This window comes from Micromonospora sp. NPDC002717, assembly GCF_040295705.1.
GTDB lineage: Bacteria > Actinomycetota > Actinomycetes > Mycobacteriales > Micromonosporaceae > Micromonospora.
This window is the reverse complement of the sequence record NZ_JBEOVW010000001.1, coordinates 241,061-255,247: the sequence shown is the minus strand read 5'-3', so window position 1 is coordinate 255,247 and position 14,187 is coordinate 241,061. Positions and strand designations below refer to the sequence as shown.

General features: G+C 72.3%; 15 protein-coding genes, 1 tRNA gene and 1 pseudogene. 8 read left to right on the top strand and 9 right to left on the bottom strand.

The annotated features are described in order from the left end of the window. Positions 1 to 4 precede the first annotated feature (4 nt). On the bottom strand, positions 5 to 1,762 hold the full coding sequence (locus ABT006_RS01295; RefSeq protein ID WP_350701795.1) for a metallophosphoesterase family protein: 1,758 nt from the start codon (positions 1,760 to 1,762) through the stop codon (positions 5 to 7). A 139-nt stretch (positions 1,763 to 1,901) separates the two neighbouring features. Here ABT006_RS01295 and ABT006_RS01290 point away from each other — a divergent pair. After that, positions 1,902 to 1,975, top strand: a tRNA-Thr gene (locus ABT006_RS01290). 284 nt (positions 1,976 to 2,259) lie between these two features. Here the strand turns inward: ABT006_RS01290 and ABT006_RS01285 are convergent. Beyond that, complete coding sequence (locus ABT006_RS01285; protein ID WP_350701793.1) at positions 2,260 to 2,484, bottom strand: hypothetical protein; 225 nt, start codon at positions 2,482 to 2,484, stop codon at positions 2,260 to 2,262. Positions 2,485 to 3,447: 963 nt separating this feature from the next. Between ABT006_RS01285 and ABT006_RS01280 the strand changes: the two genes are divergently transcribed. Beyond that, positions 3,448 to 3,708, top strand: coding sequence for a hypothetical protein (locus tag ABT006_RS01280; protein ID WP_350701791.1), 261 nt, complete (start codon positions 3,448 to 3,450; stop codon positions 3,706 to 3,708). A gap of 74 nt (positions 3,709 to 3,782) precedes the next feature. On the opposite strand, the gene ABT006_RS01275 is transcribed toward ABT006_RS01280, so the two are convergent. Together ABT006_RS01275 and ABT006_RS01270 are read right to left on the bottom strand one after the other, a co-directional pair. Beyond that, positions 3,783 to 4,781, bottom strand: coding sequence for a hypothetical protein (locus ABT006_RS01275; RefSeq protein ID WP_350702667.1), 999 nt, complete (start codon positions 4,779 to 4,781; stop codon positions 3,783 to 3,785). Positions 4,782 to 4,916: 135 nt separating this feature from the next. Continuing rightward, positions 4,917 to 5,552 carry a flavin reductase family protein gene (locus ABT006_RS01270; protein WP_350701789.1) on the bottom strand — a complete coding sequence of 212 codons (636 nt, stop codon included), beginning with the start codon at positions 5,550 to 5,552 and terminating at the stop codon, positions 4,917 to 4,919. A gap of 204 nt (positions 5,553 to 5,756) precedes the next feature. On the opposite strand from ABT006_RS01270, the gene ABT006_RS01265 reads away from it, so the two are divergent. The 3 genes from ABT006_RS01265 (at position 5,757) to ABT006_RS01255 (ending at position 7,242) form a co-directional block, all read left to right on the top strand. Then, positions 5,757 to 6,302 (top strand): DUF4240 domain-containing protein, encoded by a 546-nt coding sequence (locus ABT006_RS01265; RefSeq protein WP_350701787.1) that lies wholly within the window; start codon positions 5,757 to 5,759, stop codon positions 6,300 to 6,302. A 54-nt stretch (positions 6,303 to 6,356) separates the two neighbouring features. Then, entirely contained in the window at positions 6,357 to 6,773 is a 417-nt protein-coding gene (locus ABT006_RS01260; protein WP_350701786.1) for an ester cyclase, read from the top strand. 64 nt (positions 6,774 to 6,837) lie between these two features. Further along, positions 6,838 to 7,242: a VOC family protein gene (locus tag ABT006_RS01255; RefSeq protein WP_350701784.1), complete on the top strand. Its 405-nt coding sequence runs from the start codon at positions 6,838 to 6,840 to the stop codon at positions 7,240 to 7,242. Positions 7,243 to 7,676: 434 nt separating this feature from the next. Here ABT006_RS01255 and ABT006_RS01250 read toward each other — a convergent pair. The 5 genes and pseudogenes from ABT006_RS01250 to ABT006_RS01230 form a co-directional block, all read right to left on the bottom strand. Beyond that, a pseudogene (locus ABT006_RS01250) lies at positions 7,677 to 8,126 on the bottom strand (SRPBCC family protein); the annotation flags it as partial. Between the two features lie 226 nt (positions 8,127 to 8,352). Beyond that, complete coding sequence (locus ABT006_RS01245) at positions 8,353 to 8,976, bottom strand: hypothetical protein (protein WP_350701783.1); 624 nt, start codon at positions 8,974 to 8,976, stop codon at positions 8,353 to 8,355. A gap of 107 nt (positions 8,977 to 9,083) precedes the next feature. Next, positions 9,084 to 10,376 carry an MFS transporter gene (locus tag ABT006_RS01240; protein WP_350701781.1) on the bottom strand — a complete coding sequence of 431 codons (1,293 nt, stop codon included), beginning with the start codon at positions 10,374 to 10,376 and terminating at the stop codon, positions 9,084 to 9,086. After that, positions 10,376 to 10,981 carry a helix-turn-helix domain-containing protein gene (locus ABT006_RS01235; protein ID WP_350701779.1) on the bottom strand — a complete coding sequence of 202 codons (606 nt, stop codon included), beginning with the start codon at positions 10,979 to 10,981 and terminating at the stop codon, positions 10,376 to 10,378. Before ABT006_RS01235 ends, ABT006_RS01240 begins: the two co-directional genes overlap by 1 nt. A gap of 76 nt (positions 10,982 to 11,057) precedes the next feature. Next, entirely contained in the window at positions 11,058 to 11,675 is a 618-nt protein-coding gene (locus ABT006_RS01230; RefSeq protein WP_350701777.1) for a pyridoxamine 5'-phosphate oxidase family protein, read from the bottom strand. Between the two features lie 148 nt (positions 11,676 to 11,823). On the opposite strand from ABT006_RS01230, the gene ABT006_RS01225 reads away from it, so the two are divergent. The 3 genes from ABT006_RS01225 to ABT006_RS01215 all read left to right on the top strand — a co-directional run bounded on the left by ABT006_RS01225 (position 11,824) and on the right by ABT006_RS01215 (position 14,177). Continuing rightward, entirely contained in the window at positions 11,824 to 12,330 is a 507-nt protein-coding gene (locus ABT006_RS01225) for a DUF2231 domain-containing protein (protein WP_350701775.1), read from the top strand. A 182-nt stretch (positions 12,331 to 12,512) separates the two neighbouring features. Next, positions 12,513 to 13,046 (top strand): Hsp20/alpha crystallin family protein, encoded by a 534-nt coding sequence (locus tag ABT006_RS01220; RefSeq protein ID WP_350701773.1) that lies wholly within the window; start codon positions 12,513 to 12,515, stop codon positions 13,044 to 13,046. Positions 13,047 to 13,055: 9 nt separating this feature from the next. Then, complete coding sequence (locus tag ABT006_RS01215; RefSeq protein ID WP_350701771.1) at positions 13,056 to 14,177, top strand: glycosyltransferase family 9 protein; 1,122 nt, start codon at positions 13,056 to 13,058, stop codon at positions 14,175 to 14,177. The last annotated feature ends 10 nt before the right edge of the window (positions 14,178 to 14,187 follow it).

Sequence of the window (14,187 nt, the reverse complement as noted above, 5' to 3'; positions counted from 1 at the left end):
GGGGTTAGGTGAGGGTGGTGGGGGGTTCGGCCAGGCGGGGGCGGAGGGGGTGCTTCGGCGACAGCCAGGAGGACTCGGGGGACTGGTCGGGGTTGACCTGCCAGTGGCGGGCGACGCGGTCGACCGCGATCGGGTAGATCGTCAGCGTGCCGTCGGGATCGATGCGCAGCCGCAGGAACGCCTTCGCGTCCTCGATGCCCTGGCCGGCGAAGAGCTCGTTGACGTTCACCCCGAACGCGCCGGCCACCAGCAGGTACGCGGCCACGAGCTGGCTCGCCACCAGCCCGCTCACCGGGCCGTAGACCACCGCCGCGGCGACGGCCGGCAGCGGCCACGGCCAGTCGTAGAGAGGCAGGGCCAGCCAGGCCCAGGTGCCGGCGGCGGCCAGCCCGACGTGGGCCAGGCCGTGACCCACGCCGAGGATCCAGTGCCGCGCGTGCCGCTTCCCGCCCGAGCTGGGCGGCTTGGCGAAGAAGGCCGCGGCGAGCACCGTGACGACCAACATCGCCACCAGCGGCACGCTGAACAGTCGCTGCTCGGTGCCGGTCCGGTTGCTCACGACGCCGGCCATCGCCAGCATCAGCAGCGTGTGCAGGGTGCCGAGCAGGGTGGTGAAGCCCGGGTTGCGCAGCGGCAGCCGGGGGAAGATCCCCCAGCCGTACCGCCGGGAGCGGGCGGCGTCCGGATAGCGGCCGGCCAGGTCGTACGGGCGGGAGGTGCTGGCCCGCCGGGCGAGGGTGTCACGCGGGGGCACCTCGATCCGCTCCGGGAGCTTGTGCGTCGGGTAGAGGTACGCGCCCCCGCCGCCGCAGGTGATCAACTGCCGGTCCGGGCCGGCGTACCGGGCGTAGTGGTGCAGGTCGCCGGAGATCAGCAGCCGCACCTGCGCCCCGGTCGGCGCGATGATCGTGCGGATGAAGTAGTCGATCGAGTCGTACGCCGTGGGGTGGTCGACGGCCTTGACCCACGTCGGCGCCGGCACGGTCAGGATCACCCGGCTCTGCGGGCCCAGCCGCTCGGCGACCTTGTCGAAGTAGGTGAGCTGCGGGTCGTCCAGGTACGAGCCGGACTGGTCGTCGAGGCCGAGCAGCCACCAGTCGGCGGGCAGTTCGACGGCGAAGTACGAGCGGGACTGGCCGGTGTCCCAGCCGCCGAAGTGCCGGTCCCGGGACCGGACGAACAGCCGCAGGAAGGCGGTCAGGCCGTCGTACCAGTCGTGGTTGCCGGGGACCGCGAAGAGCGTCGGCCGCTCGGGCGGGCTGACGGGCAGGGCGGCCTGGTAGGGCCCCTTGCACCGGTCCTCGTACGCCTCGTACGCCGCCGACGGGTAGACCTGGTCGCCGCCCATCACCAGGGTCTGCGCCCGGGGCAGCCGGTGCCCGTCCACCTCCAGTTCCCGCTGGGCGATCAGGTAGGCCACCGAGTAGGTGGCGTTGAAGCCGTCGCCCAGGTCGGCCACGTAGTCCAGCCAGAGCCCGCCGTCCGGCCCGACCTGGCGGAAGATCCCGTCACCGAACGCGTTCTGCAGCTCCCGCTTGTCCAGGTACGCCCCGAAGAGCATCGCCAGCAGCGTACGGATGCCGGTGCTGATCAGCAGGAAGGGCGCGAGCCACGGCACGGGCTTGCGCGGGGTGAAGCCCAGCTCGTGCGGATCGGTGCTGCGCGGTCGTCGCGCCGCCCGCCCGCCGGCCGCCTCGCTCGCGTGCGGGCTCGCCGCCGCGCCGTCCTGCGGGTCGTCGTCGGGGGCACGATCGTCCGTCACCCGCCGCAGCGTAGTCCGGCCCCGCCGCCGTCGCTGTCCGGCGGACGACGGATCGGCCCCGGATGTCCGGGTCGGCGGGGGCGGGTGGGGGATCCCGCTCGGCCGGGCGGCCGGTCGTGCCGTACACTTGACGATCGTTGCCGCCTTAGCTCAGTCGGCTAGAGCGACGCACTCGTAATGCGTAGGTCGACGGTTCGATTCCGTCAGGCGGCTCGGTGAAGAAGCCCAGGTCAACGACCTGGGCTTTCGCCGTTTCCCGAGGTCGATCACGCCGCCGCTGACGGGCCGAGTCCTTAGATAGTCCTTGTCCCGTGCAGCGACCGCCTCGTCCAGCTGGTTGGCAACAGCGTCCAGGTCATCGCCGAATAGACCCGCGTACACGTCCAGCGTCATCGGCGCCGAGGCATGCCCGAGCATCCGCTGCACCGCCTTGACGTTGGCGCCCGCCGCGACGGCCAGATGGGCTTCAGGCAGGGCAGCGACGCCCAGGCCCTCGCTCAGTCGAGCAGTCCCGGAACCCGCTCCCGAAGCTTGGCCATCACCCGCGACAGCCCGGCGTCCAGGTCGTCGCCGTCCCACCGCACGAGTTCCTCGCCCAGCGGCTTGCCCGACACCAGCACCGTCCAGCGCCCCCGTTCGCGTTCGCCGTCCATCTTGACGATGGCGATCAGGCCGTGATCCCCGGGCTGGACCAGCAACTTCGGTTCACTCCACCGGTGCACCGAAACGACACATCCGGTTTGACCATCCACAACGGCCACTACGCGCACTCTCGCGGGCGCCCCTGGTGGGGCACCTCCTACCGGAGCGGTGGCCGGACCCACCTCACCTGCAATGGATTCCTGCCATGACTCGCACCGCATCTCAGGGGCAAGCTGCGGCGGGTTCACCGGCTCCCCGCTGAGGCACCCGAGCCCCAAGACTGCCAGCGCCGCCACGAGCCGCGGGTTTGTCGTCCTGCGGGGCGACGGGGGGCGGGCCGGCGCACTCAGATCGATGACGGGCATAGGGCAAGTTATCCGATGGGCAGGTAACCCGCTCGTACCGACGCGGGCCATCCACGGGCCAGTAACCGTGGCGCGCAGCGGTCATGAGCGGGCACGAGCGGCATGGGGGCTCTGCCGCCGTCCGCAGGCGTTTCGGACATCACGGCCCGTTGAGCGCGCTCTTCCAGACTCGAAGCGCCGCGACCGCCTCGTCCAGCCGGTTGGCGACCGCGTCAAGGCGGCCCGCAAGCGGGCCGCGCTGGCCCGGCCCCGGCCTGCTGGCGACCTCCGGCCGGCATCGGTCAGCTCGGCCGGCGATGCTGGGCAGGTTTCCGAGCGGTTGCGGTCCGGTGAGGGAGAGTGATGCACGGTTCGAGGCTCGGATGAGGGCGTGGCATCGGCCGATCATCCAAAAACAAACCGGGCCGATCAGTCGGCCACCACCGCCTGCTTGGTCAGGCCGATCACGGAGTGTCACGAGTAGCGTGATGCCTGAACGACGCCGACCGATGCCCCGAAATTGTTTACGGGGCGGTAGTCGTAAGGAAGGTGAGTTGGATCATGAAAAGACGAGTGTCGGCACTGTTGGCAGGTGTCGTATTCCTCGTTGCGGTCCTGGTTTACCCCACTCCTGCCTCAGCCGCTGTCTCGCAAATCGAGATTGCCCCGACAGCACAAGTCAGCTCCCAAGGGGTCTTCGTGACCGTCTCGGTCACCTATCAGTGCACCCCCTCCGAACCCGCCAACATCGAGGTCTACGTCGCGCAGGCCAGAGGGACTCAACTCGTGGAGGGCTTCGGCTTCCTCTTCAGCATCTGCAGTTCCTTCACGCAGACATCGCAGATTCTCGTGCAGTCGCGAAGCGGTTCGCCGTACCACCCGGGCCTGGCCGTGGCCACAGCTTCGGATTTCGACGGCGGTGATTTCACCGGCCCGGTGGAGGTCCGCCTCGTCCGTTGATCGCCGGTTCCCACACTTCCGTGCTTGAATTTCAGTCGACGGCGGCCTCCCGACCGGAATCGGGAGGCCGCACCTCACTTGCGCGACGTCGGTGCCTGCCGGCAGAGCCGGCGGTACTCGGCCGTCACCACCGCGAGCAGGAAGAGGTCCACGCAGAGCGCGGAGAGCGCCCCGAACTGATCGACGGTGAAGCTGAAGATCTGCCCGAACAGCAGGTCCACGAGCAGCGCGAGTTTGAACAGCCGGAAGGCTCGCACCCGGTCGTGCGGCAGCAGCAACGCTCCGCGGATGCCGAGCACCGCGGTGATCAGCGCGGAGATCGAGACCCCGACCACCGCCCGCCACTCCCGCTGGTCGGGCAACAGGCCGGTGACCGCGTCCTGCACGACCGTGAACACGACGACGAACGGCTCGCCCACCAGATAGAGCACCACCAGCGACACCACCCATCGGTGGGTGGTCACCCAGATCACCGCCCGGCGGGCCCGGCCGAGCCAGGGCTGCCAGAACCGGGGGCCGGGTGGCTCACGTCGGGGTACGGCGTCCAGCAGCTTCGCCACCGCCTCCTCGACGTCCGGGCCGCAGCCGTCGACCTGACGCATGACCGCTGTGCGACGCTGATCGGTGAGCCCCGTGCGGAGCCCGCCGACCACCGTGTACAGCGCGTTGGCCGTCCGCTCCGGGCCGGAGAGCCTGGTCCGTCCGCGGATCGCCTGGGTGATTACGACCAGCAGGGCGAAGGCGCCGTAGATGATGCCGGCGGCCGGGGCGTAGAAGTAGTCGGTTCCGGCCGTGACGAACTTGCCCACCTCGTCGATGAAGAGCCCGAACCCTGTCCCGCCCAGGATCGCGCCCAGGATGCGTGGGGCGCTGCCGAGGAAGACCAGCGCGACACCCAGGCCGGCGGTCATCAGCAGCCCACCCCAGAGCACGTGCGCGATGTGGAACCCGCCGCCGCCGAGCCGCGGGTAGCCGGCCGCCTGGAGGAAGGCCCGCGTGACCAGCACCGTCACCACCCCGGAGAGCACGAACGCCTGCAGGTACGACGGCGCCTCCAGCACCCGCGGCGGCATCGACCATCGGGACGGACGGGCGGGCATGGTCCCGACGCTAGTGGCGGCGGCCGTCACCCCGCGCCGGTTCCGCCCGAATGAGAGGCGGCCCCGGCCACGAGTGCGGGGCGGGAGGATCGTCAACGCCGCCGGCGGTCACACCGTGGGCGTCTCGGAGCGGAAGCTGTGACCGAGTTGGTCGCCGAGGCCGAAGTAGTGGCGGAAGTTGTAGATCAGTGGGTTCCAGGACTTCGGGTCGACGTGGTTGGTTCCCGGCACGACGATGCGGGCGTCGGCGTGCACGGCCAGGACGTGGGCCTCGACGATCAGGAAGTCGCCGCCTGCGTCGGCGCGGACGTGCGCGGCGCGGGCCTCCAGTTGCAGCGGGCAGTCGGCCACCCGGGGTGGTCGCACGTGTTGCGATGGCTGCGGGCGCAGCCCGGCGGCCTCGAACTTCGCCGGTTCGTGGCGGAAGCGGTCACGCTTCTGGACCGGTACCGGATGCCGGCCGGTCAACGGGGCGAGGCGTTCGACGGCTTCCCACTGGTGCGCGGCGGGAAAATTGATCACCATCTCGGGGCGCGAGGCGAGGTTGCCGGCGCTCTGGCCCTCGCGACCGAGTCCGAGCACCACGACGTGGCCGAGAGCCCACGCCGAGGAGATGGGTGCGAGGTTCGCGCTGGCGTCGTCGTTCTCGGTGCTCAGCAGCACCACTGGGGTCCCGAAGTACAGGACCTTCGGGTTGATCGTCAGGTGCTCGGCGGCGGCGGGAGAGGTGGTCGTCGTCGTCATGGTCGCCGACGGTACGGGCGGGACGCTTCGGTGCCCACCGAAGCGATTGACCGGCGACCGGAGCTTCGCCGGCGGTGAGCGGCCGCAGGCGGACCAGGTCACGGATGCGCCGGCGGGAACGGGCGGCACGGGCAACCAGGGAGGCAGGCCGGCGGTGTCGCCTCGGCGGGCGAGGTTGTCGGGGGCGGTCGCTACGCTCCCGCCGTGACTGATCCTGCCAGTGGTATCGCCAAGCTGCCGAGCGCCGACGACGAGGCCCGGTTCTGGGCTCTCGTCGAGTCCGCCTGGGAGCGGCTGGGCGCCGAGCCCGCCGCGCTCCGCCGGGCGCTCCTGACCCGCGACCCGAGAGCCGACGTCGATGACGACAGCCTCTACGCCATCGACGCGTGGCTCAACCCGTTCCTCGACAACCTCCGCCAGCTCTCGGCGGATCTGTCCAGCCAGGAGCTGACCGATCTGGACCGGGTGGTCGAGCGCAAGCTGCACGACATCGACCGGGCGGACGTCCACGAGGTGACCGACGGGTCCGACGATGGCTTCCTCTACGCCCGGGGTCACATCGTCGCGCTCGGGCGCGAGTTCTACGAGGCGGTGAACGCCGACCCCGCCGTGGCCGTGCCGGACAGCACGTGCGAGAGCATGTGCTACTTCTTCGCCCACCTGCACAACAAGCGGTTCGGCGAGTGGCCGGAAACCGGCTCCGGCATCTCGCGGGAGTCTTGCAGGAACGCGGCGGGCTGGCCCGAGTGACCGAGGGGGCCGGTCCGCGCCGCCAGTTCGACGACCTGCGGGAATACTCTCGTGATGCACAGTGATCCGGTGGCCGTGGTCCGGTCGTTCCTCGAGGTGGTCCGGTCCGGCGTCGACCCTTCCCAGGCCGGGCGCTTCATGGCCCCGACGGTGACGGCCCACCAGGTGCAGGCCGAGGCCCCGGCCGTGGTCGAGCGCAGTCCCCAGCAGTACGCGGAGCACGTGACGGAGATGCTCGACGCGTACGGCCGCTTCACCCTCACCGTCGACGAGCTCTTCGGCTCCGGCGAGAAGGTCCATGCGCGCTGGACGCAGCGGGGGCACCACGTCGGGGAGGTCGACGGTCTCGCGCCCACCGGGGCGCCGGTGACCCAGTTGACCAGCGCGGTCTACCGGGTGGTCGACGGGCTGATCGTGGAGTACTGGATCCAGATCGACCGGTACGGCCTCCGGGCGCAGTTGGAGCGATGAGTTTCCGCGCCCGTCGGCGTCCACCCTGACGACTCACGTCGTCCGTCAACCTGGAGGCAGCCTCATGCAGTACGCACCGGTCGTCGTCAGCCTGCCGATCGCCGACCGCCCGACCTCGTACCGCTTCTATTCGGAAGGGCTCGGCCTGGACGCGGTCGGGGAACCGGCGGAGGACGGCATCCCCGAGCCGTTGCAGTTCGCGCTCAACGACGGTCTCCGGGTCATGCTGGTGCCGGCCGGCGGCTTCGGCTGGGTCATCGGCCGTCACGAGGTCGCCCGGCGCGGGCAGAGCGAGTGCGTCCTCAGCCTGCCGGCGGCGACGTCGGCCGAGGCGGACCAGCTCGTCGAGCGGGCCCGGGCCGCCGGCGCGGAGGTGGTCGTCGAGCCGGGCCAGCAGCCGTGGGGCTACGTGGGCGCCTTCGCCGATCCGGACGGCCACCTGTGGATGGTGTCCGCGGAGACGGCCTGACGCCGCCCGCGAGGGGGCAGCGCGCCGCGCGGCCGTCTCAGCATCCCCGGCGCGGACGGGGCGGCGGGCGGCCGGCCGCCGGGGGGCCGGGACGGGCACGAGCGACGGCCCAGGTCACGGGGACCTGGGCCGGTCGCTGGCGCTCCTGGGCGCACGGGAAAGGCTCAGAGCGTGCGGTGCGGGTAGCCGGCGGTCCCGGTCTCCGGCACCACCTCGACCTCGGGCACCACGTACCCCGTGTCGGTCCCGGTGGCCGGACGGCCGTCCTCGTCGGTGTCGGAGCGGTGCTTCGTGGCCGCGGCGGCGCCGGCCGCCGCCGCTCCGGCCACCGCGGCGCCCGCGGCCACGGCCTTGCCGGACATCCCGACCTTGCCGCTGTCGCCGCGCGTGCCCGCGGCGTGCTCGACGCCCGGCGTGCCGACCCCGAGGCCACCGTCGACCGTGCCGCGCCAGGCCCCGGTCTCCACGCCGCGCTCCTCGATGTACGACTTGAACTTGCGCAGGTCGGACTCGGCCTGTCGCTCGACGAGGTTCAGCTTGTCGCCGGCCTTCTCGATCATGCCCTCGGGCTCGTACTCCAGGTGCAGCCGGACCATGGTGCGGTCGGGGCCGACGGGCTGGAAGTAGACCGCCCCCGCGTTGGTTGCGCCCTCGGTGGCCGCCCACGCCACCTTCTGGTCGGGCACCTGCTCCAAGACCGTCGCGTCCCACTCACGCTTGACGCCCGCGATCTCGGCGACCCAGTGCATCCGTCGGTCGTCGAGCTGGCGCACCTCGCGGACGCCCCCCATGAACCGGGGGAACTCCTCGAACTGCGTCCACTGGTTGTACGCGGTGCTGACCGGAACCTGCACTTCGATGGACTTCTCGACCTTCGTGGTCACGGGTGATCCTCCTCGTTGGTCGAACTGCTCTCGTCGGAGGGGAGAGCCGTCCCTCGTCCGTGTGAACTCCTACCCCCGGTGATGGCGCTCAATCGCCGGACCTGGCGGAACCCCACATCGGACAGCGAGCCTCGACGTCGGCGAGCCGGGCGAGGACGTGCCGTCGACACGCGGCGGCCCGGGCCGGCGGGATGCCGACCCGGGCCTGCCGTCCGGTACGCGGGGCTCAGCCGTCCCCGCGGTCCGGGCTGTCCAGCCGGAAGAAGTTGCTCTGCCGCCCGTCGGCGCGTTCCTCCTGGTAGATGAAGTTCAACCGGCGCTTGTCGAAGGCCTCGAACCACTCCTCCCAGCTGATCTCACGCAGCCGGTCCTCGCGCCCGTTGGCGGGGAAGTCGAAGCGCAGGACGCCCGCGTGGCCGTCGTGGTCGGTGTCGTCGACGGTGCACGGCATGCCCTTGCGGGCCTCGGCCCACTGCCGGATGACCTCGTGGTCGGTGGTGACCAGGCTGCGACCCGGCCGCTCCGGCTCGTCGTCCACCGAGTCGATGACCTGCGAGTACCTGACCGACGTGGAGGTCTGCGCGCCGGTCCGGATGCCGCCGGACGAGGAGCCCGAGGAGCCGGGCCCGGAGGAGTCCCGGCCTTCCCGGAGGCTCGTGACCAGGGCCTCGACCAGGTCGCCCTTCTTCATGTCGGCGGTGTCGGTGACGCCGCGCCGGCGCAGCCGGTCGCGCAGGTCGTCCACCTTCATCCGGGCGATCTCGCTCTCGTTGATGTCCGGGGTGTTCGGCGTCTGGTTGCCCGGGGGGTTCTTGGTCGCGGTCGACCCCGAGCTGCTTCGCGTGGGCATGGGAGGTCCGTCCTTCCTTCGACCCGTCTCCAGGGGGTGGTGGCGCCGACGCGCCGGGTCGTCCCGTTGTCAGTACCCTCGCCGGCCACCTCAAACGTCCGGTCCGGTCAGTCGGCCCGCTCCGGCAGGTCACGGAGGTCGCGGACCGGCGAGAAGAACACCCAGAGCACTCCGGCGAGGGCCCCCGCCGTCGCGATCCACAGTGCCGGCCGTACGCCGATTGTGCTGCCGAGCGCGCCGCCGAGCAGCGCGCCGATCGGCCGGACGCCGTAGTTGACGGTGCGTCGGGCGCCGGCGATCCGGGCCAGCAGCGGCTCCGGGGTGAGCGCGGTCTGCACGGAGCCGCCCGTGATGTCGAGCATCATCACCCCGACGGCGGAGAGGAACTCGGCGGTGAAGAGCATCCCGACCACCAGCGGTGTCGGCCCGCCGGCGAGCGGGATGAGCAGCATGGGGGCGGGGAAGAGGACGAACCCGGCCAGCAGCGTCGGGCCGATGCCGAAGCGGCGGACCAGCCGCCCGGTGAGTGCCGCGCCGATCAGGCCGCCCACCGCGCCCGCGCCGAGCACGGCGCCCAACAGGCCGGGCGCGAGGCCGAGGCCCTGTGTGGCGTAGAGCACGAACAGCGCGATGAACATGAAGTTGAACAGGTTGATCGTGGTGGTGCCGAGCAGGATCGCGCGCATCATCGGCGTCCGCGCGATGAACCCCAGCCCGGCGCCGAGGGCCAGGCCGCCGCCGCGGGCGGGTGCCGGCTCCGTCGGCCGGATCCGCACCAGGAAGTACGCGGACACGACGTACGACAGCGCGTCGGCGACCAGGGCGATCGGCGCGGTGAGCACCTGCACCAGGACACCGCCGATGCTCGGCCCGGCCACCAGGGACATCGCCCGGCTGCCGTTGATCAGGGCGTTCGCCTCGACGTAGTCGGACCGGTCCACGACGGAGACGAAGAGCGGCCCCCGGGCGACCTCGAAGATCACGGCGAGCGTGCCGACCGCGAAGGCCACCACGTAGAGCTGGGCCAGCGTGAGCACGTCCGTCAGGTAGGCGACCGGAACGGCGGTGAGCAGCAGCGCCCGGCCGAGGTCGGTGAGGATCATGAGCCGGCGCTTGTGCGGGTACCGGTCCACCCAGGCGCCGGCGAGCAGCGAGAAGAGCAGGTTCGGGATGAGCGCGGCGGCGGTCAGGTAACCCATCTCGGCGGGCGAGGCCTGGAACACCAGCACGGCCAGCAGCGGCAGGGCGAGGGTGGAGATCTCGTCGCCGAAGTACGACACGGTCTGCGCCGACCAGTACCGGCGGAACAGCCGCTCGCGCAGCAGCCGGGGCAGCGGACCGCGTCGGGGCGGGCTGCCGGGTGGGGCGGTGACCGGGGTGGCGGTCGCCTCGCCGCTCATCACGCGTCGCCCTGCTCGCCGGCGGACGCTCCGGCCGGCGGCGGGTCGGTGAGGACGGTCAGGTGCATGAGGCTGACCTTCCGGCTGCCGGCCGGACGTTTCGTCGGGTCGGTGATCCGGTCGTCGTACTCCGCGAGCAGGGCGTCGATCCGCGCGCTCAGCTCGGCCAGCTCGTCGGGGGTGACGTGCACCGGCCGGTCGCTGAACCCGGTGACCGCCCGCCATTCCGTCGGCTCGTCGGCCCGTCGGCTCAGGAACTCCTCGGCGCGGCGGGTGTAGAGGGCGAGCTGGACGGCGTTCAGCTCGTCGACGGCCGCCCGCGTCCGGGGGTCGTCGGAGGCGTCGTCCCAGGAGGTGTTGAGGGCGGTGGCCTGCCAGGGCCGTTCCCGGGCGTCGGCGCCGGGCGCCCGCTCGGCCAGCCCGTACTTGGCGAGCTGTCGCAGGTGGAACGAGCAGCTCGGCACGCTCTCGCCGAGGCGCTCGGCGGCCTGGGTGGCGGTCATCGGGCCCTGCTGCCGCAGCAGCCCGATCAGGGCCATCCGCAGCGGGTGCGCGTAGCCGCGCAGGGCCTTGGGGTCGGAGAGCTTCACCTCGGGCAGCGACATACCCTAAAGCTATCTTTATAAAGATGTCTTTAGCAATGGCGGAGGCGAGACGGTCGAACCCGCACCGGGACGGCCGTCAGGAATAGATCGTGGCGGCGTAGCCCGGGCCGTAGCGACGCTCCAGGTCGGCCAGACTCTCGGCCGGGTTCTCGACCTCCTTGATCAGCCGGGCCCGGGACGGCAGCGCGTCCGGCTGCCAGCTCTCCGGCTGCCACAGCTGGGAGCGCAGGAACGCCTTGGCGCAGTGGTAGAAGATCTGCTCGATCTCCACCACCACGGCGAGGACCGGGCGGTGACCCTTCACCACCATGTCGTCGAACCACGGGGCGTCCCGGACCAGCCGCGCCCGGCCGTTGATCCGCAGCGTGTCGGTGCGCCCGGGGATCAGGAAGATCAGCCCGACGTGCGGGTTGTCGAGGATGTTGCGGTAGCCGTCGGCGCGCCGGTTGCCCGGCCGCTCGGGGATCGCGATGGTCCGGTCGTCCAGCACCAGCGCGAAGCCGGGTGGGTCGCCCTTCGGTGAGACGTCGCAGCTGCCGTCCGCGCCGGCCGTCGCCACCAGGCAGAACGGTGACGCGGCGAGCCACTGCCGGTCCCGTTCGTGCAGGACGGGCCGGTCCTTGGCCAGCGCCCGCGGCATCGGCGCCCCCAGCAGCTCGCGCAGTTCCTCGTGCGACGTGATCTCCACCGTCACGTGACCCTCCCCCGTGCGTTGATTCCGGTGGCGGCGTGGCCGCCGCCCGCCAGCCTAGGGGAGGGCGGCCGGCGCGAGGTTTGCCCGTCGGCGGCGGGGGTACCGCCTCACCCGACGTGCCCGGACAGACCGAGCAGTGGAGGCCCGGATGGAGAGCCGACTCAAGGTGCTGGGCCACCCCGTCCACCCGATGCTGGTGATGTTCCCGGTGGCCCTGCTGGTCACCGCGGTCCTGTTCGACGTGGTGGACACCGTCGGCGGGCCGGACTTCCTCGGCGAGGTCGCGTACTGGAACATCACCGTCGGCCTGGTCGGCGGCCTGCTGGCCGCGGCGGCCGGGACGTTCGACCTCCTGGCCATCCCGTCGGGGACCCGCGCCAAGCGGGTGGGGCTGAGCCATGCCGCCGCCAACCTCGCCGTGATCCTGCTGTTCGCGGCGACCTGGGTGGTGCGGCTCAACGCCGACTCCCGGGCCGCCGGCGGCGCGCTGATCGCCATCGAGGTGGTCGCGCTGGCCATCCTCGGCATCAGCGCCTGGCTCGGCGGGGAACTGGTCGACCGGCTCGGCGTCGGTGTGGACCGGGACGCCGGCCTGGACGCGCCCAGCTCACTGCGGTCCCCGGCGGCCACCCACCGGATCGGAGAGGTGCGATGAGCGAGTGCAGCGGAGGGCCGGCATGAGCGAGCGCAGCGAGCGAATCATCAGGCTCAGGGCGGTGGTGCCTCATGGCGGCACGGAGCGCAGCGGAGGGCCGGCATGAGCGAGCGCAGCGAGCGAATCATCAGGCTCGGGGCGGTGGTGCCTCATGGCGGCACGGAGCGCAGCGGAGGGCCGGCATGAGCGAGCAGGGCGGCGGGTCCGGCCGGGGCTGGCGCGGGCGGCAGCAGGGCTGGGACCCGATGGGCGAGTTGCAGTCCCTGCGCTCCGAGCTGCGCCGGCTGGTCGGCGGGCGGGCCGGGCCGCCGGACGTCGAGCTGGCCGAGACCACCGACGGCTGGGAGGTCGTGGTGCGGCTGCCCGGGGTGGCGCCGGAGGAGGTGGCGGTCGAGCTGGACGACCGCGAACTGTGCGTCCGGGCCCGCTCCGAGGCCGAGGTCAACGCCGACCAGGGCATCCCCGGCGGCTTCGAGACGCGGGGCTTCGAGTACCGGGTCGACCTGCCCGCCCGCGTGGACCCGGACGCCATCGACGCGGTGATGGACCACGGCCTGCTCCGGGTCCGGCTGCCCCGGGCCGCCCGCCCCGTACCCCGCACCATCACCGTCGGCCGCCCCGGTGCACCCGTGGGCACGCGGACCGTCGTCGACCCGGCCGCTGACCGGGAGATGCACCACCCGGACATCGCCGTCGGCGAGACCGACCGGCCGTAGCGGGGGACCGTGGTCACCCCGGAGGTGCTCGGCCCGGTCGCCGGGCGCGTGCCCGACGTCGAGCGGATCGCCGTGCTGCGCGCCAACGCGCTCGGCGACTTCATCTTCGTCCTGCCGGCGCTGGACGCGCTGCGCGCCGCGTACCCGGAGGCGGAGATCGTGCTGCTCGGCGCGCCGTGGCACGCGAAGCTCTGGCGCGACCGGCCCGGCCCGGTGGACCGGGTCCTGGTGGTGCCGCCCGCGCCCGGGATCCGTCACCCCGAGCCGGACGAGCCGGAGTCGTCGACGGACGACTTCCTCGCCACGGCGCGCAAGGAGCGCTTCGACCTGGCGCTCCAGGTGCACGGCGGGGGCGCCAACTCCAACCCGTTCGTCGGCGCGCTCGGCGCCCGGGTCACCGCCGGGCTGCGCGCCGAGGACGCGCCGCCGCTGGACCGCTGGATCCGGTACGTCTACTACCAGCACGAGGTGGTCCGCTACCTGGAGGTGGCCGCGCTGGTGGGTGCGTCGGCCACCACGGTCGTCCCGACGCTGACCGTCACCGACGCCGATCGGGCCGAAGCGGCCGAGGTGCTCGGCCCACCGCAGCGGCCCAGGGTCGCGCTGCACCCCGGCGCCACGGACACCCGCCGCCGCTGGCCCGCCGAACGCTTCGCCGGGGTCGCCCGCGACCTGGTCGGCGACGGGTACGAGGTGCTGGTCACCGGCACCCCAGCGGAGCGGGAGGTGGTCGACCGGGTGGTCGCGGCGGCCGGGGTGCCGGTCCGCCCGCAGGTGGGCACGCTCAGCCTCGGCGGGCTGGCCGGCTGCTACGCCGGCTGCGAACTGGTGATCTCCAACGACACCGGGCCGCTGCACCTCGCCGCCGCCGTGGGCACCGCGACCGTCGGCGTCTACTGGGTGGGCAACCTGATCAACGTGGCGAACCTGCTGCGCGGCCGGCACCGGCCGATCGCCTCGTGGACGGTGCTCTGCCCGGTCTGCGGGGTGGACTGCACCCCCGGCATCTACCCGCACCGCCCCGGCGACGGCGAGTGCCCGCACCGGGATTCGTTCGTCACCGACGTGCCGGTGGTGGAGGTGGTGGAGGCGGCCCGCGAGCTGCTGCACCCCGAGCCCGGCGCGCCCTGAGCACGGTGCC

What these genes read in the sequence shown, in the direction of transcription:
- ABT006_RS01245 (WP_350701783.1), bottom strand. Translation starts at nt 8,976, where the DNA reads ATGCCCACGCGAAGCAGCTCGGGGTCGACCGCGACCAAGAACCCCCCG.
- ABT006_RS01270 (WP_350701789.1), bottom strand. Translation starts at nt 5,552, where the DNA reads ATGACGACGACGACCACCTCTCCCGCCGCCGCCGAGCACCTGACGATC.
- ABT006_RS01240 (WP_350701781.1), bottom strand. Translation starts at nt 10,376, where the DNA reads ATGAGCGGCGAGGCGACCGCCACCCCGGTCACCGCCCCACCCGGCAGC.
- ABT006_RS01255 (WP_350701784.1), top strand. Translation starts at nt 6,838, where the DNA reads ATGCAGTACGCACCGGTCGTCGTCAGCCTGCCGATCGCCGACCGCCCG.
- ABT006_RS01260 (WP_350701786.1), top strand. Translation starts at nt 6,357, where the DNA reads ATGCACAGTGATCCGGTGGCCGTGGTCCGGTCGTTCCTCGAGGTGGTC.
- ABT006_RS01220 (WP_350701773.1), top strand. Translation starts at nt 12,513, where the DNA reads ATGAGCGAGCAGGGCGGCGGGTCCGGCCGGGGCTGGCGCGGGCGGCAG.
- ABT006_RS01275 (WP_350702667.1), bottom strand. Translation starts at nt 4,781, where the DNA reads ATGCCGCCGCGGGTGCTGGAGGCGCCGTCGTACCTGCAGGCGTTCGTG.
- ABT006_RS01235 (WP_350701779.1), bottom strand. Translation starts at nt 10,981, where the DNA reads ATGTCGCTGCCCGAGGTGAAGCTCTCCGACCCCAAGGCCCTGCGCGGC.
- ABT006_RS01225 (WP_350701775.1), top strand. Translation starts at nt 11,824, where the DNA reads ATGGAGAGCCGACTCAAGGTGCTGGGCCACCCCGTCCACCCGATGCTG.